Origin of the sequence: Campylobacter pinnipediorum subsp. caledonicus, assembly GCF_002022005.1 — a bacterium.
Taxonomy (GTDB): Bacteria; Campylobacterota; Campylobacteria; order Campylobacterales; family Campylobacteraceae; genus Campylobacter_A; species Campylobacter_A caledonicus.
On the sequence record NZ_CP017258.1, the window covers coordinates 163504 to 189411 of the forward strand.

At 31.5% G+C, this 25908-nt stretch carries 24 protein-coding genes, 1 tRNA gene and 1 pseudogene; 21 read left to right on the plus strand and 5 right to left on the minus strand.

Going from position 1 to position 25908, the window contains the following annotated elements:
• The first annotated feature begins 22 nt into the window (after positions 1–22).
• From CPIN18021_RS00790 to CPIN18021_RS00820, 7 genes are read left to right on the plus strand one after another with little or no spacing between them, the layout of a single operon-like run.
• Positions 23–1252, plus strand: a complete 1230-nt coding sequence (locus CPIN18021_RS00790; protein WP_078424179.1) for an ankyrin repeat domain-containing protein — start codon at positions 23–25, stop codon at positions 1250–1252.
• Positions 1253–1277: 25 nt separating this feature from the next.
• Positions 1278–2024, plus strand: a complete 747-nt coding sequence (locus CPIN18021_RS00795) for an SDR family NAD(P)-dependent oxidoreductase (RefSeq protein WP_078422746.1) — start codon at positions 1278–1280, stop codon at positions 2022–2024.
• A gap of 20 nt (positions 2025–2044) precedes the next feature.
• Positions 2045–3733 carry a Na+/H+ antiporter NhaC family protein gene (locus tag CPIN18021_RS00800; protein ID WP_078424180.1) on the plus strand — a complete coding sequence of 563 codons (1689 nt, stop codon included), beginning with the start codon at positions 2045–2047 and terminating at the stop codon, positions 3731–3733.
• A 46-nt stretch (positions 3734–3779) separates the two neighbouring features.
• Positions 3780–4841, plus strand: a complete 1062-nt coding sequence (gene trmA / locus CPIN18021_RS00805) for a tRNA (uridine(54)-C5)-methyltransferase TrmA (RefSeq protein ID WP_089503417.1) — start codon at positions 3780–3782, stop codon at positions 4839–4841.
• Positions 4834–5232, plus strand: a complete 399-nt coding sequence (locus tag CPIN18021_RS00810) for a CoA-binding protein (RefSeq protein WP_078424182.1) — start codon at positions 4834–4836, stop codon at positions 5230–5232. Before trmA ends, CPIN18021_RS00810 begins: the two co-directional genes overlap by 8 nt.
• Positions 5216–6427, plus strand: a complete 1212-nt coding sequence (gene ilvA / locus CPIN18021_RS00815; RefSeq protein ID WP_078424183.1) for a threonine ammonia-lyase — start codon at positions 5216–5218, stop codon at positions 6425–6427. Before CPIN18021_RS00810 ends, ilvA begins: the two co-directional genes overlap by 17 nt.
• Before the next feature lie 31 nt (positions 6428–6458).
• Positions 6459–7154 (plus strand): DUF4230 domain-containing protein, encoded by a 696-nt coding sequence (locus CPIN18021_RS00820; protein WP_078424184.1) that lies wholly within the window; start codon positions 6459–6461, stop codon positions 7152–7154.
• A 178-nt stretch (positions 7155–7332) separates the two neighbouring features.
• Here the strand turns inward: CPIN18021_RS00820 and CPIN18021_RS00825 are convergent, their stop codons facing one another.
• Positions 7333–8319: an iron-sulfur cluster assembly scaffold protein gene (locus CPIN18021_RS00825; RefSeq protein ID WP_078424185.1), complete on the minus strand. Its 987-nt coding sequence runs from the start codon at positions 8317–8319 to the stop codon at positions 7333–7335.
• 21 nt (positions 8320–8340) lie between these two features.
• Entirely contained in the window at positions 8341–9531 is a 1191-nt protein-coding gene (locus CPIN18021_RS00830; protein WP_078422753.1) for a NifS family cysteine desulfurase, read from the minus strand.
• A 796-nt stretch (positions 9532–10327) separates the two neighbouring features.
• Between CPIN18021_RS00830 and CPIN18021_RS09180 the strand changes: the two are divergent.
• The 6 genes and pseudogenes from CPIN18021_RS09180 to CPIN18021_RS00855 all read left to right on the plus strand — a co-directional run.
• A pseudogene (locus CPIN18021_RS09180) lies at positions 10328–10591 on the plus strand (methyl-accepting chemotaxis protein); the annotation flags it as partial.
• A gap of 39 nt (positions 10592–10630) precedes the next feature.
• A complete protein-coding gene (locus CPIN18021_RS09185) occupies positions 10631–11008 on the plus strand; it encodes a CZB domain-containing protein (RefSeq protein WP_226995943.1) in 378 nt (125 codons plus the stop codon).
• 76 nt (positions 11009–11084) lie between these two features.
• A complete protein-coding gene (locus tag CPIN18021_RS00840) occupies positions 11085–11954 on the plus strand; it encodes a menaquinone biosynthesis family protein (RefSeq protein WP_078422755.1) in 870 nt (289 codons plus the stop codon).
• The gene (gene fliQ, locus CPIN18021_RS00845) at positions 11954–12220 is read left to right on the plus strand and encodes a flagellar biosynthesis protein FliQ (RefSeq protein WP_069636379.1); all 267 of its coding nucleotides are present in this window, start codon (positions 11954–11956) and stop codon (positions 12218–12220) included. The genes CPIN18021_RS00840 and fliQ overlap by 1 nt, the downstream gene beginning before the upstream one ends.
• A complete protein-coding gene (locus tag CPIN18021_RS00850) occupies positions 12217–12990 on the plus strand; it encodes a UDP-N-acetylmuramate dehydrogenase (protein ID WP_078424186.1) in 774 nt (257 codons plus the stop codon). The genes fliQ and CPIN18021_RS00850 overlap by 4 nt, the downstream gene beginning before the upstream one ends.
• 11 nt (positions 12991–13001) lie before the next feature.
• Positions 13002–13469 (plus strand): hypothetical protein, encoded by a 468-nt coding sequence (locus CPIN18021_RS00855; RefSeq protein WP_078422757.1) that lies wholly within the window; start codon positions 13002–13004, stop codon positions 13467–13469.
• Here CPIN18021_RS00855 and recR read toward each other — a convergent pair.
• Genes recR through CPIN18021_RS00870 form a run of 3 tightly spaced genes read right to left on the minus strand, consistent with a single transcriptional unit; the run spans position 13466 to position 15954 of the window.
• Entirely contained in the window at positions 13466–14038 is a 573-nt protein-coding gene (recR, locus tag CPIN18021_RS00860; RefSeq protein ID WP_078424187.1) for a recombination mediator RecR, read from the minus strand. The two genes, CPIN18021_RS00855 and recR, sit on opposite strands and share 4 nt — an antisense overlap.
• Before the next feature lie 6 nt (positions 14039–14044).
• Positions 14045–15286, minus strand: coding sequence for an ArsS family sensor histidine kinase (locus CPIN18021_RS00865; protein ID WP_078422759.1), 1242 nt, complete (start codon positions 15284–15286; stop codon positions 14045–14047).
• A complete protein-coding gene (locus CPIN18021_RS00870; RefSeq protein ID WP_078422760.1) occupies positions 15283–15954 on the minus strand; it encodes a response regulator transcription factor in 672 nt (223 codons plus the stop codon). Before CPIN18021_RS00870 ends, CPIN18021_RS00865 begins: the two co-directional genes overlap by 4 nt.
• Positions 15955–16070: 116 nt before the next feature.
• Here CPIN18021_RS00870 and CPIN18021_RS00875 point away from each other — a divergent pair, with 116 nt between their 5' ends.
• The 8 genes from CPIN18021_RS00875 (at position 16071) to CPIN18021_RS00910 (ending at position 25861) form a co-directional block, all read left to right on the plus strand.
• Positions 16071–17657, plus strand: coding sequence for an ABC-F family ATP-binding cassette domain-containing protein (locus tag CPIN18021_RS00875; protein WP_078422761.1), 1587 nt, complete (start codon positions 16071–16073; stop codon positions 17655–17657).
• A gap of 179 nt (positions 17658–17836) precedes the next feature.
• A complete protein-coding gene (gene abc-f, locus CPIN18021_RS00880) occupies positions 17837–19777 on the plus strand; it encodes a ribosomal protection-like ABC-F family protein (protein ID WP_078422762.1) in 1941 nt (646 codons plus the stop codon).
• Between the two features lie 24 nt (positions 19778–19801).
• A complete protein-coding gene (gene mfd, locus CPIN18021_RS00885) occupies positions 19802–22759 on the plus strand; it encodes a transcription-repair coupling factor (protein ID WP_078424860.1) in 2958 nt (985 codons plus the stop codon).
• Positions 22756–23514 (plus strand): ATP-binding protein, encoded by a 759-nt coding sequence (locus CPIN18021_RS00890; protein ID WP_078422763.1) that lies wholly within the window; start codon positions 22756–22758, stop codon positions 23512–23514. Before mfd ends, CPIN18021_RS00890 begins: the two co-directional genes overlap by 4 nt.
• Complete coding sequence (locus CPIN18021_RS00895; protein WP_078422764.1) at positions 23511–24167, plus strand: 3-methyladenine DNA glycosylase; 657 nt, start codon at positions 23511–23513, stop codon at positions 24165–24167. The genes CPIN18021_RS00890 and CPIN18021_RS00895 overlap by 4 nt, the downstream gene beginning before the upstream one ends.
• A 67-nt stretch (positions 24168–24234) precedes the next feature.
• Entirely contained in the window at positions 24235–25137 is a 903-nt protein-coding gene (gene cysK, locus CPIN18021_RS00900; RefSeq protein ID WP_078424188.1) for a cysteine synthase A, read from the plus strand.
• 3 nt (positions 25138–25140) lie between these two features.
• On the plus strand, positions 25141–25698 hold the full coding sequence (epsC, locus tag CPIN18021_RS00905; RefSeq protein ID WP_078422766.1) for a serine O-acetyltransferase EpsC: 558 nt from the start codon (positions 25141–25143) through the stop codon (positions 25696–25698).
• A gap of 87 nt (positions 25699–25785) precedes the next feature.
• Positions 25786–25861 (plus strand) — tRNA-Phe (locus CPIN18021_RS00910).
• The last annotated feature ends 47 nt before the right edge of the window (positions 25862–25908 follow it).

Below are 25908 nucleotides of genomic sequence, written 5' to 3' on the forward strand. Positions count from 1 at the left end.
TACTTCGCGCAAGGAGATTATTTTGAAAAAGTTACTTTTTACTATGTTTTTGATTGTTCGAGTTTGGCTTTTTGCTGATACAACTTGTGCTGATTTAAAAAATAATTCAAACAGTTTTTTTAAAACCAATCCAAGTACTTTTTCAAATTTTAATGATTCTTTATTTGAATGTGATGGTTCAATTTTTAATTTAAAAGATATTCAAAATCTCCTAAAAGTAAGCAAACAAATAAGGGGCGATAATATTAATTGCGTTGGTTCAAACGAATATTTTGAAAAACTTAATAAATTTAAATTTACTATCCTAAAAGCCTCTTTTTCTCCATATATGTATGCAAAAACATTACCAGATATAGAAACTGCTGATATTGTAAGGGAAAAACAAAGGGGGTATTTTAGGTATTGGGCTCATCAAGCATTTTATAATTTTTATAAATTTAAAGAATTTTGGAATATTTTTAACCAAGCTCAAACCCCACTTGTGAAATTTTATGAAGATAAGGGTTTTAAAACAATGGAAGCTGCATATTTTGCAACCGCTGTTTTAAGCGAGTTTTTAAACTATTCTGTTGGTAGTTACGCTAATTTATCAGATGTTGATATAGATATTTCAAAAGAGCAAAAGCTTTTAAGTGAACGAGCTGATATTTCTAAAATTATGTCTATTTTATATTCTAAAAATTGGGAGAGTTTTGAGCTAAACCAAATTTTAAATACAGCACTTTTGTATAATAAAGAGATAGAAATTTTAAATGAGATCATTAAGCGTGGAGCCAATTTAGAATCAGGTGATGAGAGTGCTATATTTTTCGCATTAAATAATTTGCATAATGTTGAGTTTTTGATAAAAAATGGTGCAGATGTAAATCATAAAAATTCTTTTGGCAAAAGTCCTATTTTCTATGCGGTTGAACTAAAAAATCCATCTTTGGTAAAATTGCTTATAAAAAATGGTGCAGATGTAAATGATACCTATATAGACCAAAACACCAAAACAGCTACGCTAGGACTTGGTAGCTCTTTACCGTTTTATATAAATATGTGTGCGTTAGAGCATACAAAAAGAACTCTTTTTATGCACGCTTCAGCAAATTCAAATCCTGAAATATTGCGTATTTTGGTAGATAATGGTGCTATTATAAATGATATAGATGAGCTTGGTTTTAATGCTATGGATTATGCTAAAATGACTTCCAATGTAGAAAATATTGAGTTTTTAAAATCATTAGGTGTTATGTCAGAAGGTTATTGATAAATTCAAGGGGTGTGGTATAAATATGAAAAATACAGCTTTTATTACTGGCGCTACTTCAGGTTTCGGGGAAGCCATAGCTAGAAGATTAAACAAAGAAGGATATAAGATAATAGCGCTTGGAAGACGTAAAGAACGCCTTGAGAAACTTGCAAGTGAACTTAATAATGTTCATATCGTGCCTTGTGATATAAGAGATAAAGACTCTGTTTTTGATGCTATAAAAAATTTACCAGATGAATTTAAGGATATAGAAATTTTAGTAAATAATGCTGGTTTAGCACTTGGACAAGAGGCTGTAATTGATGCTAGTATTGATGATTTTGAGGTTATGATCGATACAAATATTAAAGGTCTTATCTATGTAACAAAGGCTGTTTTACCTATAATGAAAAATAGAAAAAGCGGTTATATTTTCAATATTGGTTCTGTTGCAGGAGCTTGGCCTTATGCTGGTGGTAATGTTTATGGAGCCACAAAATCTTTTGTAAAACAGTTTAGCTTCAACCTCAGAAATGATTTAAAAGGTCTTAATATAAGGGTTACTGAGATAGCTCCAGGGTTGTGTAAGACCGAGTTTAGCGAAGTTAGATTTAGAGGAGATAAAGCGAAGTCTGATGCTGTTTATGAAAATACGAAATTTATAACAGCTGATGATATATCGCTGATAGTTTCAAATTGTATTAATATGCCAGCAAGTGTCAATATAAACACTTTGGAGGTTATGGCTACAACTCAGACTTGGGCTGGATTTTATTTTGAGAGAGATTGATATTTATATAAGGGGTTTAGATGAGATTTAAGTTTTTGTTGCCTTTGCTGGCTCTTTCTGTTTTTGCATTCGCGGACCCAGATAAAAATGCAGAAATTTTTGGTATTTGGACACTTTTGCCACCTTTAATAGCTATAGTTTTAGCTTTTATAACAAAAGATGTTATTTTATCACTTTTTATAGGTGTGTTTAGTGGAACATTTCTTATAAACATAATAAATGAAAATATTTTTCTTGCATTAATAAAGGGTTTTTCCGATATTGTAGCTCGTATAGTTGCTTCTATGGCTGATAGCTGGAATGCTGGTATAATGCTACAAGTTTTGTGTATAGGTGGAGTTGTTGCGCTTGTTACAAAAATGGGTGGAACAAAGGCTCTTGCACTTTGGCTTAGCAAAAAGGCAAAAACAGGAATTTCTGCTCAAATCTCAACTTGGTTTATGGGAATTTTAATATTTTTTGATGATTATGCAAATGCCTTGATAGTTGGCCCTATTATGAGACCTATAACTGATAAATTTAAAGTTAGTAGAGAAAAATTAGCCTTTATTATAGACGCAACTGCTGCCCCGATAGCGGGTATAGCTATTATATCAACTTGGGTTGGGCTTGAAATTTCTTTGATTAAAGATGGTTATAATCTTATAGGCATAAAAGAGATTAATTCTTATGGAGTTTTTATAGAGACCATACCTTATAGATTTTACAATATCTTTATGTTGTTTTTTATAATTTGTACAGCTTTTATGGCTAGAGAGTATGGCCCTATGCTTACGGCTGAACGCCGTGCGAGAAATGGCGAAATACATTACGGCAAAATAAACATAAATGATGTCGAAGATAAAACGCTAGAAGCAAAAGATGGAATTAAACTTCAAAGCTCAAATGCTATCGTTCCTATAATGGTTCTTATTATTGGTGCCTTTGTGAGTTTTTATTTTAGTGGTCTTGGTGCTTTGGAGGGTGAAGTTTTAAAATCAGCACAAGAAAATCCTTTTTCTTTTAATACTTTTAGAGAGACATTTGGCGCAGCAGATGCTTCTGTGGCACTTTTCCAATCAGCTTTGTTTGCAAGTATAGTTGCTATTTTTATGGGTGTTTGGCGTAAAATTTTTGGCGTTAAAGAGGCTATTGAGACATGGGTTAAGGGCTGGAAAACTATGATTATAACGATAGTTATTTTGCTTTTGGCTTGGAGCTTAAGCTCAACTATAAAAGAGCTTGGCACTTCTAAATATTTGGTTGAATTGTTAAGTGATACAACGCCTAAATTTATACTTCCAACAGCTATTTTTATACTCGGTTCTTTTATATCTTTTTCAACAGGCACAAGTTATGGAACAATGGGCATTTTGATGCCTCTTGCGATACCTTTAGCAAATGCTGTTGGTATCTCTTCTGGACTTGAAGGGCAAGAGCTTTATTCTTATACAATAATAAGCATATCTGCTGTTTTGACCGGGGCTATCTTTGGTGATCATTGTTCCCCTATATCAGATACTACTATTTTGTCATCAATGGGTGCTGGTTGTTCTCACATAGATCATGTTTCTACTCAAATTGTTTATGCTGTAAGTGTCGGAATTATTGCAATTGTTATTGGTTATATACCGGTTGCTTTGGGTATTAGTGTATGGGTTTCTTTAGTGCTTGGTTTGATTGCGACTTGGTCTTTGGTTAGATTTGTTGGAAAAAAGGTGGAATTATAGTTTGGATTGTAAATATTTAAAAGAGTGTGGAAGTTGTAGCCTTTTTATGCCATATAGTGAGCAAATAGAGTTTAAAAAAGAGCTAATAGGCTCAAAATTTAATCAGTTTTTTGATGGTGTTTTTGAGTTTTTCGGCTCTAATGATAAACATTATAGAATCAGGTCAGAGTTTGGTATATGGCATAGTCAAGATGATATAAATTACACTATGAATTCTACCAATAAATCTAAAATTTTTATAGATGAATGCCCAAAGGTAAGCAAGCCTATTTTTGATATTATGCCAAAACTACTTAATATTTTAAGAAACAATACTCATTTAAAAGAGCGACTTTTTGGAGTTGAGTTTTTAGATGTAAATGGTAAGATACTTTTAACACTTCTTTACCATAAAAAACTAGATGATGATTTTAAAAATGTTATTGATAATTTGCAAAAACGCCTTGATGTTTTTGTGATAGCTCGTTCAAAAGGCAAAAAGATATCAAACTCAGATATTAGTTTGGTAGAAAAACTTATTATAAACAATAAAGAGTATAAATTTACTTTTAGCGAAAATGCATTTGTTCAACCAAACAAACAAGTTAATCAAAAGATGATAGAGTGGGCTTTGTCTTGTGTTGATAGTGCCGATGATTTGCTTGAGCTTTATTGCGGTCATGGTAATTTTACGATACCTATAAGCTTTGCTTTTAATAGGGTGTTGGCGACTGAGATAAACAAAAGTTCTATTGCAAATGCTATTAAAAATTGCGAATTAAATGGTGTAGACAATATAAAATTTGTAAGGCTCAGCGCTGATGAACTAATGCAAGCTTTTGCAAAAGAGCGAGAGTTTTTTAGGCTAAAAGAAGTTGATTTGTTTGATTATAATTTTACTCATATTTTTGTTGATCCGCCACGTGCAGGACTTGAAATGAGTGTTATAAATTTTATAAAAAATTATGAAAATATAATATATGTATCCTGTAATCCAGATACATTATTTTTAAATTTACAAGAATTATGTAAAACACATACGGTTGAGAGATTTGCGATTTTTGATCAGTTTGCAAATACTCATCATATTGAGTGCGGTGTTTTATTGAAGGAGAGAAAAAATATTTGAGTTTATAAACAAAGCTAAAAACATAGCCATAGTTGGACTTAGCCCAGATGAAAATAAACATAGCAATATGGTTGCTAGTTATCTTCAAAAGCAAGGCTTTAAAATTTATCCTATTTATCCTAAAATGGATGAAATTTTAGGTGAAAAAGTTTATAGAAATTTAAATGAAATAAAAGATGATATAGATATAGTTGTTATGTTTAGAAAAGCTGAATTTGCCGAGACTTTGGTTGATGAGGTTATGCAAAAAGGTGCAAAAACACTTTGGCTTCAACTTGATATCATAAATGATAAGGCAAAAGAAAAGGCACTGCAAAATAATATAAATTTTGTTCAAAATAGGTGTATAAAAATAGAACATATGAGGCTTAAAGATGATTTTGTTGAATAAAATAATACAAGCAAAAAGAATGATAGCAGGGTTTGTAGATAAAACTCCATTTGCGTATTCGTCAAAATTAAGTGCGCTTTGTAATGCAAATATATTTTTAAAAGAGGAAAATTTACAAAGAACAGGTGCTTACAAGATAAGAGGTGCTTATAATAAAATATCAAATTTAAGCGAAGAAGAGAGAAAAAGAGGTGTTGTTGCAGCAAGTGCCGGAAATCATGCTCAAGGTGTCGCTATAAGCGCTAGAGAGTTTAATGCAAAAGCTGTAATAGTAATGCCAGAATCTACACCTTTATTAAAGATAGCTGGAACAAAAAGTCTTGGGGCAGAAGTTATTTTAAGTGGAAATAACTTTGATGAGGCATATGAGTTTGCTACAAAATACGCAAAAAAGCATCAGATGAGCTTTATCCATCCTTTTAATGATGAGTATGTTATGGCTGGACAAGGCACTATAGGTCTTGAAATGCTTGATGAAATTGCTGATTTGGATATGGTTGTTATACCAGTTGGCGGTGGTGGACTTGCTAGTGGAATTTCTAGTTGTGTTAAGCAGGTAAATCCAGATATAAAAGTTATTTGTGTTGGTGCAAAAGGTGCCCCGGCTATGCATGATAGCTATAAAGCAAAAAAAGTTATAAACTCAAAATCTGTTAGAACTATAGCCGATGGTATAGCTGTAAGAGATGCTAGTGAGAAGACATTACCAAATTTGATGGAGTGTGTGGATGAGTTTGTTCAGGTTGATGATGAAGAGATAGCTACGGCTATACTTTTCTTGCTTGAAGCTCAAAAAATAGTAGTTGAAGGTGCTGGTGCTTCTGGTGTTGCGGCATTAATGCACGGAAAAGTAAAACATAAAAAAGGCGCTAAAATAGGTGTTGTTTTAAGTGGTGGAAATATAGATGTTCAAATGCTTTCTATTATCATAGAAAAAGGCCTTATAAAATCAGCAAGAAAAATGATAATACAAGTAACATTGATAGATAAGCCAGGAGCCTTGCTTGGTCTTACTGACGCGATTAAAGAGGCCAATGCAAATATAGTAAAAATAGACTATGATAGATTTTCTACTGAGCTTGAGTATGGGGATGCTAGTATCATTATCACTCTTGAAACAAAGGGTAAAGACCATCAAGAAATAGTCGCTAGCAAATTAAGCGAAAATGGGTTTGAGTTTAAACAAATTTTCTAGTTTTTTGCTGTAGGTATTTAAGGGAAATATTATGACTGATATATTTAGTTTTGTGCTTATTATCTTGCTTTTAGTTTGTGTTTTTATTGTTTATAAAACGAACTTGCAACTTCAAAAAGCAAAAAATAACGAAAGCAAGGTAGAAGCTGTTTTAAAAATCGAACAACTAAAAAGCATAGGAGAACTATCCGTGTTTCAAGTTTATAGTAAAGAGATAGTAACAAAAACCGATCACGCTTTTGGTAATTTTGGCAAAGAGTATCTTAGGTGGCTGGTTAGCGAAAAAAAGCTTTCTATGATATTTGAGTTTGAGATAAATTTTGTATATGATTTAACAAGTGAAAAAATGCAAATTCAAGAGATAGCAAATTCTAAATTTCATATAACAATGCCACCTTGTAAATATAAATTTTCTATAGCGGATATGAAATTTTATGATGAAAAAAATGGTAAGTTTATACCTTTTTTGCTTCCTGATTCTTTAAATGGCTTTTTTGGTAGTAGCTTTAGAGAAGATGATAAAAACAAGCTTATAAGTGAAGCAAAATTAGAAGTTGAAAAGATGAGCTTAAGGCTTATAAGGCAGCTAGAAAGCAAGATACACAAATCTGCAAAAGATACATTAGAAGCTATTGCAAAAAGCTTTGGCGCGATAAGTGTTACGTTTGATTTTAATGATAGCGAAAGTCTTGCAGATACAAATTTAGAACTAAAAAACATAGCTTAGTATTAAAAAACTCATAATTTAATTATGAGTTTTTTGTTAAATGCCTAGTGTTTTGTTTTATATAATCAGAGTTGGTTCTGAACTTAATTGATAATTTCAAAAGATTTATCGGTTTTGTATGAAAAAAGATTCTTATTTGAAGTAGAAAAAAGAGTTGCCATTTGGCAACTCAATAAAATTATATAGGCATTACTCTTATTTTTTGGCTAAGGCTTTCTTGCAAAACATTTTCTATAGCATAAAGTGTACCACTGCTACCGCTTGAGCAGCTAGAACAAGCACCAAGGTATCTTATATATATGTCTATATTGCTTTGATCATCTTTTTTAATATCTAAAATTTCCAAGTTTCCACCATCCATCATAAGCATAGGTCTTATTTTTTCATCTATAACAGACTCAACAGCTTTTAATTGTCCTACTACACTTAACTCATCAAAAGCTAAATCATCATCAAAAGATTTTGCATCAGCTTGTTTTTTAAGCTTTTCTTGTTCCATTTCAGCCCTTGTGTCTCTTAATATGTCCACTAGATAATGCTCTCTATTTTCGTGTCCACCAGGTTTTACGCAAGATTTACAGAATGCACCAGCTTTTGTGTATTTTGTTATGTCTTCAACTGTTTTAAGATCATTTAGCTTTATTACTTCTTTTATTGTTCCAAGGCTAACACGAGCGCATTCGCATACTATTATCTCATCTTCAAAGTGATCTGGGTCCACACCTTTGTAGCTGGCAGCAGCGGCTTTTATAACATCATATGCCATAACAGAACAGTGCATTTTTTGTGGTGGAACAGCCGGAGTGTCAGGGTTGTCTCTCATTGCTTTTTCTACATCTATATTTGTTATTTTTACAGCTTCATCTACTGTTTTTCCTATACAAAGTTCAGCCATTGTATCAGAACTAGCTATCGCAGTTCCACAGCCAAAGCTTTTAAATTTTGCATCTAAAATTTTATCTGTTTTTTCATCTACAAGCCAATAAAGTCTAACAGCATCTCCACAGCTTTCAGCTCCAAAATCAGCAACTATAAGTTTTCCATTTGCTTTTTTTGCCTCTTCTTCTGTTATTTCTCCCATAAATTTTGGGTTGTTCATTCTATTTTGAACATTTTGTGAATACTCATCCCAAATTGAACCGCTTATTAAATTATTTTTTGCCATTTTTTATCCTTATCCTTATTTTTATAGCCCGCTTTTATGACCTTCTGGAGCATATGCAAATGTGCTTGATATAGCTCTTAGCCTTTTTACTGCTTTATTTATTACATCTATTGTGTAGTCTATCTCTTCTTCTGTGTTGAATCTAGAAAGAGATAGTCTTAATGCGGTGTGCGCTAATTCTTTATCTGCACCTATAGCTTCTAATATAGGGTTGCTTTCTAATGTTTCACTAGCGCAAGCTGAACCTGTTGAAGCAGCTATACCAGCTTTGTTTAAATCCCACAACATAGCTTCGCCTTCTATACCTTTGATAGATGCTAGTATGGTGTTGGGAACTCTTTTGCTTTTATCGCCAATTACATTTATGTCTGGAATTTGAAGCAGTGCATCTTCTAGTTTATCTCTTAATCTTCTTACATGAGAGTTTTCAAAATCTATAAATTTATTCGCTGTTTCAAGTGCTTTTGCCATTCCGACTATCCCAGCCACATCTAAAGTCCCGCTTCTTCTTCCGCCCATGTGTTCTCCACCATGAAGTAAGCTTGAAAGTTTTTGACTATCTTTTATATAAAGAGCACCTATGCCTTTTGGCCCATGAAATTTATGAGCTGAAAAACTTAAAAAATCAACATCTAAATCTTGAACATCTACAGGTATTTTACCCATTGCTTGAACCGCATCTGTGTGAAAAAGAGCGCCGCCTTCGTGGGCTATTTTTGCTAACTCTTTTATGGGAAATATCATTCCCGTTTCGTTATTTGCATACATTACAGAAACCAAAGCTACATCATCACCCATGGCTTCTTTTAGTTGTTCAGGCGTTACTACACCTTCGCTATTTACATCAAGGATGGTTATCTCTACTCCAAAATCTTTTAAAAAAGCACAAGTAGCGCTTATAGCAGGATGTTCAACAGCTGTTGTTATAATTCTTTTTTTCTCTCCTGTTGCGATTTTGTCAAAATATATACCTTTTACTACCCAGTTATTACTTTCTGTAGCACAAGATGTTACGACTATGTCGTCGTTATCTTTTGCGTTTATACCTTTATATAGTTGATCAAGCGCTTTTCTTAAAGCTGGATGTGTATCTGAGCCAAATTGATGAAGTGAATTAGGGTTGCCATAAATTTCGGAAAAAAATGGTTTCATATCTTCAAATACTTCAGGATCAACCATTGTTGTTGCATTGTTATCTAAATATACTCTCAAGTTGTTGCCTTTAATTAGGATAGATTTTATCCTTTTAATTTTAAGAATGATATTATAACAATTTTTATAAATTTTAGTTTAAAATTTAGCTGTAATTTTTTCATCTAGGGATAAAATTTGATAATAAAAATATATTGAAATTCTTTATCAATTTATGAAAATATCGTTATTGTTGCAATTAAAGCATATGACAGCCATTTAAAATATAAACTATTAATTTATATTTTTAAGAATTGTTATAAAAATTTATAAAAATTTTTTATAAAATTAAAAATATATAGTTTTTAATTATAAATTAAATCTAAATATATTAAAAAAATATTTACTACTTACATTGTTTTTTGGAATTATTAAGATTTGTTATGCTATAAGCATATAAAAATTTAAACAGGAGCCAAATGTGAGTTTGTTTACTAAAAACAAAGCTTCAAAAGAAAAAAGCGATTCTAATAATATAGAAATTAATGAGTTAAAAGTAAAAAACAGTAGTATTATTGATGAAAATCATAAACTAAAGCAGGAACTCAAACAAGTTAGAGATGAATCAAATTTAAAAGATTCTTTGATAAAAATTTTATTAAATGGTTCTATAAATGGAGTAGATGATGTAAGGGCTATGATAACAAAAAATATGGAGGTTTGTAAAGATATAGCATCAACAAGTATGGATTCGTCATCAAAGATAAAAATATTAAACGAAACAAGTGAAATTTTAATGAACTGTATATTAAAAATTTCAGAACAATCAAATAAATCTCACGAAAATGTAGATATGCTTCACAAGAGTGTTGATGAGATATCAAGTATAGTAAATCTTATAAAGGATATCTCTGATCAAACAAATTTGTTGGCACTTAATGCGGCCATAGAGGCTGCAAGAGCTGGGGAGCATGGTCGTGGTTTTGCTGTTGTTGCAGATGAGGTTAGAAAACTAGCAGAAAGAACTCAAAAAGCTACAAGTGAAGTTGAGATGAATATAAACTTGCTTAAGCAAAATGCAAATGATGCTTTAAATATGAACGAAGAAATAGAGCAAATATCAAAAAGTTCAACAGAGCATGTGGATACATTTAGAACAAATTTTGTTGATATTTTAAATATGGCAGATATTATAGAAAACGATTCTATAAAAATAACTAATAATATTTTTATAGGTCTTGCAAAATTAGACCACGTTTCATTCAAACAAAATGGATATAGAAAAATATTTATTGGTGAAAAAGAAGAAATGGTTGATCATTTAAATTGTAGGCTTGGTAAGTGGTATGAAGGCAGAGGGAGAGAAGTTTTTGGATCAACTATAGCTTATTCAAAATTATTAAACCCACACGAGGCAGTTCATAAAAGTATAAATGAAGCGATAAATAGCCTAGAAGACATGAAGGTAGTAAAAGAAAAATTTGAAATAGCTGAAAAATCATCGCAAGAATTATTTGCTTTATTAGATAGTATGCTTTCAGAAAAATATAAGTTTTAATCCCTATGCAAAAAATGGTTTAAATTTAATTATTTAAACCATTTTTTGATAAAATCCTATTAAAAAAGGATTTATCTTGCAAAATTTCAAACAAATAGATGTAGCTCATTCGCCTGATGCGGATGATATATTTATGTATATGGCTATCAAATTCGGATGGGTTAGTGCAAAAAATCTCCGTTTTTCAAATATAGCTCTTGATATTCAAACCCTAAATGATGAGGCATTAAAAGGCACTTATACAGCAACAGCAATAAGTTTTGCTTTATACCCTCTTATAAAAGATGATTATTCTCTTTTAAGAACTGCTGTTAGTTTTGGCAATGGTTACGGTCCAAAACTAGTAAAGAAAAAAGATACAAAACTAAAAAGAAATTTTAAAGTTGCACTTTCTGGACAACATACAACAAATGCACTTTTGTTTAAAATAGCATATCCTGATGCGAGGATAGTTTATAAGAATTTCTTGGACATAGAAAAAGCTGTTGTTGATGGTGAAGTTGATGCTGGGGTTTTGATTCATGAAAGCATTTTGGAATTTAGTGAAGAACTTTGTGTAGAAAGAGAGATATGGGATATATGGTGCGAACTTGCCGGAGAGATTCCTCTTCCTCTTGGTGGTATGGCTATTAGAAGAAGTTTGCCTTTAACAGATGCTATTACAGCAGAAGATGTTTTAACAAAAGCTGTAAAAATAGCAACATCACATAAACCATTTTTATCACATATGCTCATGGAAAGAAACCTAATAAGAGTTGATAAAGAAAAATTAAAAACATATCTAAATATGTATGCAAATGATGATTCTATAAGTATGAATGATGTTGCTCTGAATTCTTTAGACAAACTATTTGAGATAGGCTATAAAAATGGAATTTATCCTGAACTTATAAAAGCAGCTGATTATCTTATACCAAAAGAGTATAATGAATTAAGGTTTTCTTAATGCAAAGCACTCTTGTATCACTTGGCATAGAGACTTTTAAGATAGCTTTATATCTTAGTCTTCCTATGCTTTTAAGTGGTCTTATAGCTGGACTTTTGATATCTATTTTTCAAGCAACCACTCAAATAAACGAAACAACTTTGAGCTTTGTTCCAAAGATAATACTCGTTGTTGTTGTTATAATTTTTTTAATGCCTTGGATGGTATCTATGATGAGTGAGTTTACTATTAAGATGATAGAGATGATACCGGAGTTTATAAAATGAAAAAATTGGTTAATTTTTCTAAATTTAGCTCTATAAAAGTTGGTGGTAATTTTGAAGTTGATATTATAAACTCAGTCAAAGATAATACTTGCGGTAAGGTTATTATAGGCGGTGCAAATAATATTTTGATTTCTAAAAATCCACCAAAGTTAGCTATGCTTGGTAAAAGCTTTGATTATATTAAACTTGATGAGTGTATTTTAGAGGTTGGGGCTGCAACAAAAAGTTCAAAAATTTATAATTTTGCAAAAATAAATAATATAGGGAATTTTGAGTTTTTAAAAAACATTCCTGGTACTCTTGGCGGTCTCATAAAGATGAATGCAGGTCTTTGCGGGATTAGTATAAGCGATAATCTTACTCATGTGCTTTTAAAAAGAGGTTGGGTTGAGCGTAATGAGATAACTTTTTCATATAGAAAAAGTGGAATTGATGAGGTTATTTTTGGTGCTAAATTTAAAGTAGCTGGTGAGTTTGACCAGAAAAAAGCAGATGATTTTGAGCTAAAAAGATCTAATCAACCAAAGGGTCCTAGTTTTGGCAGCTGTTTTATAAATCCAAAAGATAATTTTGCAGGAAAGTTGATAGAAGATGTCGGGTTAAAAGGCTATAAAATAGGTGGTGCAATGTTTAGTGATAAACATGCAAATTTTTTAATTAATTTTGATAATGCCAGTTTTGATGATGTTATAAATCTTATAGAGTTAGCCAAAAAAAGAGTATTTGAGCGTTTTGGTATAGAGTTAAAAAATGAAGTTGTGATAATTTAAAAAGTGAGATTATGCAAGATATAATTAGTGAAATTTTAACAATGTCTTTAATGGCTGTTTTTATTTTTTTGTTTGTGATTTTAAAGCAAAGAGTAAAGATTAAAAACCAAGCTATTAACTTTGATGAAAATATTGAGAAATTTAGAAAAGAGTTTGGTGTTCTTGGGGCTGATTTTAATGAAATTTGTGAAAATTTTATAAAAAATGGTTTTGCAAAAGAGATTAGTAAAAACTCAAAAGTTGATGAAATGTTAGAAATTTTAGGCACTAATCTGTTTTTTGAGTTTGAAATCCCAAACGAAATAATAGATGAAAAAAATCTTTTGCTTTGTGCTAACAACTTAAAAGATGATTTGCAAATGGCTATTTATGACTTTAAAAAAGATAAATTTTTAGTTTTTGTGTCAAAACAAGAAAAAATCACAAAACTTGTTAAAATGGCTGGTGATTTGGGTGAAAATATAATAATAGGTGTTTAAACCTTTGTTCGGCTTTCTATTGCTTTAAGCAGAGATAGCATATCTATATTTTCTAGATTTACACCAGTTGGAACGCCTTGGGCTATTTTTGAGTATTTTATGTCACTATTTTTTAGTCTATCTTCTATAAAAAGCATTAAAGCATCTGAGTTTAGACCCGGTGTAAATGCAAAGATTATCTCTTTTATATCATCTTCTTTTATTATTTTATCAAGTCTTTCTATTAGATAATCACTTAGCTCATCAAATACAAAATAACATCCATCAAAAATTTTATTTTGTTCAAAAACAAGTATGTCTTTTGGGCTTTCAACTACCATAAGGACACTATTATCCCTTGTTTTATCTGTACATATATCACAGAGTTCATCTTCGCTAAGCCCACCACATTTTGTACATTTTTTTGTAAATCTTACAGCGTCTTCTATACATTGTGCTAATTGTAGTCCAGAAAAATTATCTTGCAAGCTAACAAAATATGCAAACCTTGTCGCTGATTTTTTACCAACACCGGGCAGTTTTCCAAATGCTTGGACTAATTCATTAAATTTTTCTAAACTTTTTTTCATTGAAATTTATATGTTTATACAAAAGTTATGAAAACCATCTTCATATTTGTATTCAAGTGTAAATTTATGCATATTGCAAATTTGTTCTATTATATAAAGGCCAAGTCCCATTCCACGAGTATTTTTTGCATTTATGTTTCCTCTTACAAATGCTTGCTTGTAATGATTTATATCGTATTCTAGCTTTTTACCTAGATTTTTGATTATTATTTGTTTGCTATCACAAATTAAAATAGCCTTTTTATCATCTGCATATTTTAGTGCATTGTCTATTAGATTTTTTAATGCTAGTGAAAAGAGTTGAAAATCAACTTTCATTAAAACATCATCTTTTATATCGCAAGTTACTCTGCTTTCAAAATTATCAAGCATTAGCATATCTCTTACTTGCTCCAATATAAGTGATATGTGGCATTGCTGATATTCTAATGAGCAGCTTTTTGATAAGAGTTGTTCCACCTTTCCAAATTCATTAATAAGCATATCAAGTCTTTCAAACACACCAACAAGTCTATCTTTTTGTGTTTCGTTGCTTATCATTTCAGACACTATCCTACCTTTGCCGATAGGAGTTTTTAGCTCGTGCATTATAGCTCTTAAAAATAGCTGTCTTGATTGTATTAGCTCTCTTATCTTACAAACAGCATTATTAAACTCATATGCAACCTGCCCTATCTCATCTTTTTGCCCTTCATTATAGCCATGAGTGCATATCGCTACTTCCATATTTCCTGAGGCAAATTTTCTTATGTCTTTATTTAGTTTTTTAAGAGGCAATAGACTTCTTAATACTGATATATAAAGAGAAATTAAAAGAATAGAAGATATCAAAAAACTAACCAAAAGAGGGTTGTTTATGCTACTTGTTTCATTGTTTTTTAATAAAATTTCAAATGATGTGTTTTTGATTTGCAAGTAAAGATCATTATTGTAATACACTGATTTTACCATGCCTATTGGAGTTTGATGTGAAAATATCAACTCTCCATTTTCAAATATAGGTTCTATCGGCTGTTTTTTATCCACATAGATAAGCCCAAAATTTCTAAAATAATGGCTTAAATCTTGTGGAGGATTAGCTCTTTCATAAAGAGCTAATAGGTAGTTGATAGCATTTATTTGTTTATCTCTTGCTTTTTCTATAATGTGCTCTTTTTCTATATTTGAAAAAGTTATTAAAAGTATACATACCAAAGAAAATGCTATCGCAAATATAATAGTTGTTTTCGTGGTTATAGAATACTTCATCCTATGAGTTTATATCCTATTCCACGAACTGAAAATATATGTTTTGGAGATTTTGAACTGTCGCCTATTTTTGTTCTCAATCTTCCTATTATAACATCAAGACTTTTAGAGTCTTTGTCTTTTAAACTTTTGCAGTTATATACTAATTGCTCTCTTGAAACAGAAAAACTATGTTGTTTTATAAGATATGTTAGTATCTCGTATTCAGCAGGGGTTAAAACTAAAGGCTCGTTGTTAAAATAAACTTCGTGTCTTTTTTCATCTATTCTAAATACGCTATTTATAGCTTCTTCTACCACTTCATGGCTCTTTTTGTATCTTCTAATAAGGCTCATTATCCTTGCATACATCTCTTTTGGGTCGTATGGTTTTGGTAAATAATCATCAGCACCCAAACTAAGACCTATGACCTTATCGCTTATATCTGAACGAGCAGAGCTTATTATGATAGGTATGTCGTATTTTTGGCGAATTTCTTTACAAACTTCAAGACCATCTATGCCAGGTAGTGTGAGGTCTAATATAAGCAAATCATAGTTTTTAACACCAGCACTTAGTCCAAGATAAGGATCTTCAAAACTAGTTACTTTTATATTAAAATTCTCTAAATATTCAGAAAGAATTTGAGAAAACTCTGGATCATCTTCTATCATTAAAACATTTACCATTATTTTATCTCCTTGTCTTTGGCTTTTTTGTAAAGATTATACACAAAAAATATTAAATATTAAACAACATTTTGGCAAAATATATTAATTATAAAATTTTAATAATAAGGAATAAGATGTTAGAAGTTAGAGGCCTTACACAAAGATTTGCAAGTAGTTTGCTTTTTGAAGATGTAAATTTAAAATTAAACCGTAACAACAGATATGGATTGATTGGAGCAAATGGAGCTGGTAAATCAACTTTTTTAAAAATTTTAAGTGGAGATATAGAGGCTAGTAGTGGAGAAATAATAATAGAAAATGGTCTAAGGGTTGGTGTTTTGGGTCAAGATCAGTTTGCTTTTGAGGCTTTTAGCTTAAAAGATGCTGTTTTGTATGGCAATAAGCGACTTTTTGATGCTGTAAAAGAAAAAGAGAAGCTTTATATGAGTGAAGAATTTACGGATGAGATAAATAATAGACTTAGTGAACTTGAGATGATAAGTGCCGAAGAGGACCCGACTTACGAATATGAAACTAGAATAGAAAAAATACTAAGTTCCCTTGGGCTTAATGAGTTTGATAAGCTTATGAGTGAGCTTGAAAACTCAGATAAGGTAAAGGTTTTGTTAGCTCAGGTTTTATTTCCAAAGCCTGATATATTATTTTTGGATGAGCCAACAAACAACCTTGATATAGATGCTATTGCTTGGCTTGAAAATGAGCTAAATCGTCATGAAGGAACACTTGTTGTTATAAGCCACGATAGACACTTTTTAAATAGAGTTTGCACTCATATACTAGATGTTGATTTTAAAAAGATACGTGAGTTTACCGGCAACTATGATGAGTGGTATATGGCGGCGAATTTAATAGCAAAACAGAGTGAAATGGAAAGAGATAAAAAGCTAAAAGAAAAAGAAGAACTTGAGAAATTTATTGCTCGTTTTAGTGCAAATGCCAGTAAAGCAAAACAGGCTACTAGTCGTTCAAAGCAACTTGAAAAACTAAATATAGAAGAGATCGCTGTTTCTAGCAGAAGAGATCCAAGTATATTGTTTAGAGCAAACAGAGAAATAGGCAATGAGCTTATAGAAATTAAAAATTTAAGCAAAAAATTTGATGATAAAGTTATATTTGAAAATTTTAATTTCAAGTTAGAAAAAGGAGATAAATTGGCTATTATCGGACATAATGGTGTCGGTAAAAGCACATTGTGTAAAATAATTACGGGTGAATTAGCCCCTGATTTAGGCAATGTTCATATTGGAACTACGATAGAGCTTGGATATTTTGCACAAGATACCGTTAGTAAATTAACCTCTGATTTAAAACTATATGAATACCTTCAAGATGCTCAAAATAAAGATATAGATGAGATAAGAAAATGTCTTGGTAGAATGCTTTTTAGTGGTGCCGAACAAGAAAAGGCCGTAAAATCTCTAAGTGGAGGTGAAAAACACAGAGTAAGATTGGCTCAACTTATGTTGCATAAACCAAATTTACTTGTTATGGATGAGCCAAATAACCACCTTGACCTAGAAGCGATTATATCTTTAGGAGAGGCTTTTTATAACTTTTCTGGTAGTGTTGTTTGTGTTAGTCACGACAGAGAACTCATAGATGCATTTGCAAATAGAATTTTACATCTTAAAGGTAATGGCGAGATAGATGATTTTCGTGGAACCTATGAGGAATATAGACAGAGTTTAGGGCTTGAATAATCTAGCTTTGTGGATAATTAAAAAATTGATATTGAAAGGTTTTTTTATGAAAAAAATAGCTTCTTTGTTTTTATTTGTCATTTTTGCATTTACTTTTTATGGTTGCGAGAGAAATGACTATCAGCACCCACTACATCGTGCTGGTAAAAAATAATTTTTTGAGCTTATAAGGAAAATTTGTGGCTTTAATAGATTTAATAGAAGTTAGCAAAAAATTTGGCGCAAATGAAATTTTAAGTGAAATTAGTCTTAGCATAAATGAGCGTGAAAGAGTTGCTATTATAGGTAAAAATGGTGGTGGTAAAAGCACTTTGATGAAGGTTATTTGCGGTGTTTATGATATAGATGCTGGTCGTGTCATAACTCAAAACAATATAAGTGTTCAAATGTTGCAACAAGCTCCAAAATTTGATGATAGCCTAAACGTCAAAGATGCTATGAATTTAGAACTTAAAGAAATATTTGATGCGCGAGATGAATACTCTAAGACAATAGCTCTTATGGAAAAAGATCACGATAATCCAGACTTGCTTGCTAAAAGTGAAGAGCTTTTGAAATTTATAGACTCAAAAGATGGTTGGGATATAGAGAGAAAAATAGAGCAGGTTTTGGAGTATTTTAGTCTTAAAGAGTATGAAGATAGAATGATAAATAGCCTAAGTGGTGGCGAGATAAGGCGTGTGGCACTAGGTGCTTTGATACTTAAAAAACCAGATGTTTTGCTTCTTGATGAGCCTACAAACCACCTTGATGTTTATATGGTAAAATTTCTTGAAGATATGTTAAAAAACTCAAAACAGACTATTATATTTATAAGCCACGATAGATATTTTATAGATTCTATTGCTACAAGAAGTATAGAAATTCAAGATGGAAAGCTAAGCAATTTTAACGGTGGTTATGCCTACTATTTAGAAAAAAAACAAGAAATTCTACAAAGCCTTGCTAAATCTCACGAAACGCTTTTAAAGCAATTAAAAAGCGAAGAAGAGTGGCTTAGAAGAGGTGTAAAGGCTAGATTAAAACGAAATGAAGGCAGAAAAGAACGTGTTTTTGCTATGAGAGAAGAGGCTAAGAAAAATCCGGGAATTATCAAAAGAGTAAAACTGGAACTTGAACGAGCCTCAAAAAGTTTTAATCAAGGCGGAATAGATCAAAATAGAAAAAAGATGCTTTTCGAAATAAAAAATTTAGGTGTAAAGATAGATCAAAAAGAGCTTTTTGATGGATTTAATGCGAGAGTTTTGCAAGGTGAAAGAATAGCGATAGTAGGTAAAAATGGTTCAGGTAAAAGCACGCTTTTAAAAATTTTATTAAATCAGATTGATTTTAATAGCGGAGAGATAAAGCGTGGTGATGTTAAGATCGGGTATTTTGATCAAAATAGAAGTGAACTTGACGATGATAAAAGTTTGATTGAGGTTTTTTGTCCAAACGGTGGAGATATAGTTCAAGTAAGAGGGCGAAATATGCACGTTTATGGATATCTCAAAAATTTTTTATTTCCAAAGGAATTTTTAGATAAACCAGTCGGTGTTCTTAGTGGTGGAGAAAAAAATAGAGTAGCTTTGGCTTTGCTCTTTACAAAGCAATATGATGTTTTGGTTTTGGATGAACCGACAAATGACCTTGATATAGCAACTATAAATATATTGGAAGATTATCTTCAAAGTTTTACCGGAGCCATTATTTTTGTTAGTCACGATAGATATTTTGTTGATAAGATAGCAAATAAACTTTGGGTTTTTAAAAATAAAAAAATAGATGTAATTCATACAGAATATAGCGTATATCTTGAACTTGAAGATGAATTAAACCAAATAGATGATTTTTCAAAAGAGCTTGAAACTGAACAAAACAATACACAAAAAAACAAGACAAAAAGTGTAAAGTTAAGCTATAAGCAAAACAAAATTTTAAATGAATATCCAGCTTTGATAGATAATTTACAAAGTGAGATAAATGAGCTAAATGTTGCATTAAGTGACCCAGCTATTTATCAAGAACTTGGTATAAATGAGATATACAAAAAACTGGAACAAAAAAAAGATGAGTTGGCTGCTCTTGAAGATGAGTATTTTGAAGTGCTTGAAATTTTAGAAGAGATGACGGCTGATTGATATATAAAAAAGGTGTGAGAATTGATACAAGCAAGGGTATATGAGTATTTTTTAGGCGATAATGATTGTGAGCTTTTGATATGTGAGGATGACAAAGAAGCTAAGTTGTGTGCCGATGCAGCTGAGTTTGCTGGGATTAAATCCTTTTGTTTGCCTAGTTTAAGGGCTAGTTTTGGAGATGACCTTAGGTCGTTTTCTTCTGAACTTTTTGAGCTTTCAAATACTCTTAGTAAATTTTATAAATTCAAAGAAAAAAAATTACTCATTAGCCCGTTTCATACTATCTTAAATCCACTGCCTATCAAAAAACACCTACAAGAAAAAAATATAAATTTTGGCGACCAACTTGATCTGCAAGAATTTGCCGATGAATTGCTTAGATTTGGATATGAAAGCGTTGATATAGTTGAGAGCAAGGGCGAGTTTAGTTTTCGTGGAGATATTATAGATTTATTTAGTGTAAATGAAGATGAGCCTTATAGAATTTTGCTTTTTGATAATGAGGTTGAAAGCATAAGGTATTATTCCCCATCAACTCAAATAAGCACTAAAGATGAGTTAGAAAGTATAAGTATAACCCCTTTTATAGCCTCTCTTAATAAAGATGAGTTTGAAAAAACCATGCAAAATATAAAAAACATACAGACTGATTCAATAGTTAATGATTTAAACTCACTTGGTTTTTGGGCTATTGATGATTTTGCTGATTATACAACTATATATAAATGCAAGTTTGTTAAAAAGATAGATTTTTCTGATATTGAAGCTGATGTTAGTAAATTTAGTGGTATAGGAATCATAAATGAATCTAGAAAATACAAGGGCTTAGAAGTTAGTTTAAGCCCTGATTTTTTTGAGCTAAATCGAAATAAAAAAATACAAATACTTGCAAAAAATGAAAGTATGTTTAATGCTTTGGAAATTTCTTATGAAAATGTAGAGTTTATTCAAAGTCCACTTGTTGTAAATCTTGTTTCAAATGATCAAATCATTATCTCTTTAAATAAATTTGATAAAAAAGCAAGAGTTAAAAAAAGTAGTTTGGTGCTAGATGAATTAAAAATTAATGATTATGTTGTTCATGAAGATTATGGAATAGGGCAATTTTTAGGGCTTGAAAAGATAACTGTTTTGGGTGCTACAAGAGAGTTTGTAACGATAGCTTACCAAAACCAAGATAAACTTTTTTTACCGGTTGAAAATCTAAATTTAATTGATAGATATATAGCTTTAAATGGTTCGGTTGCTATTTTAGACAGACTCGGTAAGGCTAGCTTTGCAAAACTCAAAGAAAAGGTCAGAGAAAAGCTATTTATTATCGCTTCAAAGATAATATCAATAGCTGCAAAAAGAGAGCTTATAAATGGTGTTGTTATACAAAAAGATGATTTAGAGTATATAAATTTTGTTCAAAATGCCGGTTTTAGCTACACAAGAGATCAACAAAATGCAGTGGATGATATCTTGACTGAACTATCTAGCGGACGAGTAATGGATAGATTGCTTGTTGGAGATGTGGGCTTTGGAAAGACAGAAGTTGCGATGAATGCTATTTTTGCTTGTGTCAAATCAGGATATCAGGCCTTGTTTTTTGTGCCAACGACCCTACTTTCATCTCAACATTTTAAAAGCCTAAAAGATAGATTTGATGGGTTTGGGATAGAGGTTTTAAGACTTGATAGATTTAGCACCACAAAAGAAAAGGCGTATGTAACAAGTGCATTACAGAGTGAAAAACCGCTAGTTTGTGTAGGCACTCACGCACTTTTGAGTTTAAAAGCTTCTAAGCTTGGACTGATTGTGATAGATGAAGAGCATAAATTTGGTGTAAAGCAAAAAGAAAAATTAAAAGAGATAGGCTCAAACTCACATATTTTAAGTATGAGTGCCACTCCTATACCAAGAAGCCTAAATATGGCTCTTTCTAAGATAAAAACATACTCGACTTTAAAAACTCCACCTAGTTCAAGACTCGATGTAAGAACTAGCGTAAAAGAATTTGATGAGAAAATAATAAAAGAAGCCATTATGCGGGAACTTAGACGCGCTGGACAGGTTTTTTATATACACAATCATATATCAGATATTATGCAAACAGCGAAGTTTCTTTTAGATATCTTGCCAAAGCTTAGAATTTTGGTTTTGCATTCTAAAATAAATGCTAAAACGATAGAAGAAGAGATGATAAAGTTTGAAAACAATGAGTATGATTTGTTGCTTTGCACAAGCATCGTTGAAAGCGGTATTCATCTTCCAAATGCAAATACAATGATAGTTGAAAATGCAAATAAATTTGGCATAGCTGATTTACACCAATTAAGAGGTAGGGTCGGTAGAAGCGATAAACAAGCGTATTGCTATTTTTTGGTTGAAGATAAAACTACTATAAGTTCGGATTCGTTAAAAAGACTTGTAGCACTTGAAAGCAATTCAAGTCTTGGTTCCGGTGCTGTTTTGGCATATCACGATTTGGAGATAAGGGGCGGTGGAAATATCGTAGGAGAGGCACAAAGTGGACACATTGAGTCAATAGGCTACTCTCTTTATCTTAAAATGTTAGAAGATGAGATAAACAAACTTTTAAATAACAATGATGAGGTAAAAAGGCAAAGTGTGGATTTAAAGCTTAGCGTAAATGCTTATTTAAATCCTGATTTTATAAAAGAAGATAGGCTTAGATTGGAGCTTTATAGAAGACTTAGCAAATGCACAAAATCATCTGAAGTTTTTGAAATTTCAAGCGAGATAGAAGATAGATTTGGTAAGATTGATACATTTACAAAGCAGTTTTTGGATCTTATTATGATAAAGATTTTTGCACTTGAGCTTGAATATAAAACGATTTCAAATGCTGGTCAAAATATCGCAATTACAACAAATAAAGATGAAAAGATAAGACTAAAATCAAAGAGTTTAGATGACGATGATATATTGGATGAAATTTTATCATTTTTGAGAAAGACATTAAAGGAGCGAAAATGATTGATTGGACTTGCGACTATGCAGCTATTTTTAAGCCACAAAAAGGGCTAGTGGCGGTTAAGAATATTGATTTTGTAAATATCGACTCTTTAATAGGTCTTGAAACACAAAAAGAACAACTTATCAAAAATACCAAAGATTTTTTAGATGGTAATGAAGCAAATCACGCTTTGTTATGGGGTGAAATGGGGTGTGGCAAATCAAGTCTTATAAAGGCTGTTTTTACTAAATTTTATAAAGATGGGCTTAGGATTATAGAACTTTTTTATGATGATTTAAAATACCTAAGCGACATTATAGATGAACTTAGAAACTCAAGCTTTAAATTTATAATATTTTGTGATGATTTGAGTTTTGAAAATGGCTCAAAGGATTATAAATTTTTAAAACCACTTATGCAAGGAAGCATATCAAAACCACCAAAAAATGTATTGATATATGCCACTTCAAACAGAAGACACTTAGTCAGTGAATATAAAAGTGAAAATCAGCAAGTTGAAATTTTAAATGGTGAGATACATTATGGTGATTTTATAAATGAAAAGATATCTTTGTCTGATCGCTTTGGACTTTGGATAAGCTTTTATCAGGGAAGTTTTGAAGATTATTTAAAGATAGTGGATTATTATTTTAAAGACATTGATATAGATAAAGCTTTGCTTCACAATACAGCAAAATCATATGCTACTTTGCGCGGAAGTAAGAGCGGAAGAACGGCAAAGCAATTTTATATGAGTTATAAGGATAAAATTTGAACTCTACAGAAATTTTCTTATCGCTTTTAAAACAAAACAAAAGAAGCTTTCAAGAGCTACAGTGGCCAAATTCAGATACTTTTGAGGTGGTGGTTGGGGCTATTTTGGTTCAAAACACAACTTGGAAAAACACACAAAAAGCACTTTTAAACTTAAACAATGCGAATTTGCTAAGCTTAAATGCAATAGCAAATTTAGATATAGCCTTACTTGCTGATTTGATAAAGCCAAGTGGTTTTTATAATACAAAGGCAAAACGACTTTATGGGCTGGTAAAATCCATAAAAAAAGATTTTGATGATTTTGAAAATTTTAAACAAAATGTTACTAGAGAGTGGCTTTTGGGCATAAAAGGCATAGGTCCTGAAACTTGTGATGCTATACTTTGTTATGCTTGTGGCAGGGCTGAGATGGTTGTTGATACTTATGCTTTGCGTATTTTAAATGCTTTGGATTATGAATTTGAAAGCTATGATGAGGCTAAAGAGTGGCTTGGGAGTTTGGATTTTGATAAAATCTATAAATCAACTGAGCTTTTTGATGAGCTTAGTGTGTTTAGGCTCTATCACTCTTTGATTATGGAATTTTGCAAAGATTATTCAAAAGGTAAAAAATTAGATCATGATGTGATAAAATTACATTTTGGTTGTTAGTTGTTTAAAAGTTTTATTTTTATTGTAAAATTTACGATAGATTTATAATAAATTTTTGGAGGAAATTATGATATATGAAAACATTACGCAAACCATTGGTAACACTCCGATAATAAAACTTAAAACATCTTCTGATGAAGCAGAAATTTATGCTAAGTTAGAGTTTTTTAATCCGGGCGGCTCCGTAAAAGACAGAATAGCATTAAATATGATTCAAAAAATGTTAGCTGACGGTAGCTTAAAACAAGGAGATACTATTGTTGAGCCAACAAGTGGAAATACTGGAATAGGTGTTGCTATGGTGGCAGCTTCTCTTGGTATAAAAGTAATCTTTTGTATGCCTGAAAGTATGAGTATAGAGCGTAGAAAAGTTATGAAAGCTTATGGTGCAAATCTTGTTTTAACAGATGCTACAAAGGGCATGAAAGGCGCTATTGCTGAAGCTATGCAGATAACAAAACAACCAAATCATGTAATGCTAAGTCAATTTGACAATAAATACAATCCAAATGCTCACGAAGTAAATACTGTTTCTGAAATTATAAAAGATTTTTCTGACCTTGATGCTTTTGTTGCTGGTGTTGGAACTGGCGGAACTATAACTGGTGTTGCTAGAGGTCTTAAGGCACACGGATATGAAACAAAAATTATAGCTGTTGAGCCAGAATCTTCTGCTGTTTTGAGCGGGGAGCAGCCAAGTTCGCATAAGATTCAAGGTATAGGGGCTGGATTTGTTCCCGTAAATGCTGATTTAAATCTTGTAGATGAAATAGAAAAAGTAAGTAACGAAGATGCATTTGTTGCTGCTCGTTTTTTGGCTTCTCAAGGACTTTTGCTTGGTATAAGTAGTGGTGCTGCTTATGTTGTTGCAAAAAGAGTAGCTAAAAAACTTGGTGCTGGTAAAAAAGTTTTATTTATAGCTCCGGATAACGGCGAAAGATATCTTAGTACAGAATTATATGGAAATTAATAATTGAAATTTTTTGATGAATTGAAAGAATTGGTTGCTGTTGTAAAAGATAAAGACCCTTCTATGAAAAGCTCTTGCTTTTTTGAAGTCTTGGTAAACTCACCAGGCATACATGCTATTGTTTTTCATAGAATGGCACATTTTTTATATAAAAACAATATGCGCTTTCTTTCAAGATTCTTGTGCCAAATTTCAAGATTTTTAACCGGTATTGAAATCCATCCTGGTGCAAAGATAGGAAAAAGACTATTTATAGACCATGGAATGGGCGTTGTTATAGGCGAAACAGCGGAGGTTGGTGATGATGTTACTCTTTATCATCAGGTTACTCTAGGAGGCACAGGTAAAGAGTCTTTAAAGCGTCATCCAAATATTGGCAATGGAGTTATTGTATCAACTGGCGCAAAAATTTTAGGTGCTATTAATATAGGTGCAAACTCGAAGATAGGTGCAAACTCTGTTGTATTAAAAGATATCCCAGAAAACTCAACGGTAGTTGGTATACCGGCTAGGGTTGTTAGAATTTCTGGAAAAAGCATATACCCAGAATATAATATTTAGTCTTTAAGTTAAAATTTTTAATATTTTTTATAGTTTAAACTAAAATTTATGTTTGTTGAGTTATAATCACATTTCTTTTATTTAGGTGGTTGGATAGCTCAGTCGGTAGAGCAGCAGACTGAAAATCTGCGTGTCGGCAGTTCGATTCTGCCTCTAACCACCATTATATTTATTCAATATTTCTTTTCTCATTGACATTCGATTTTTGTG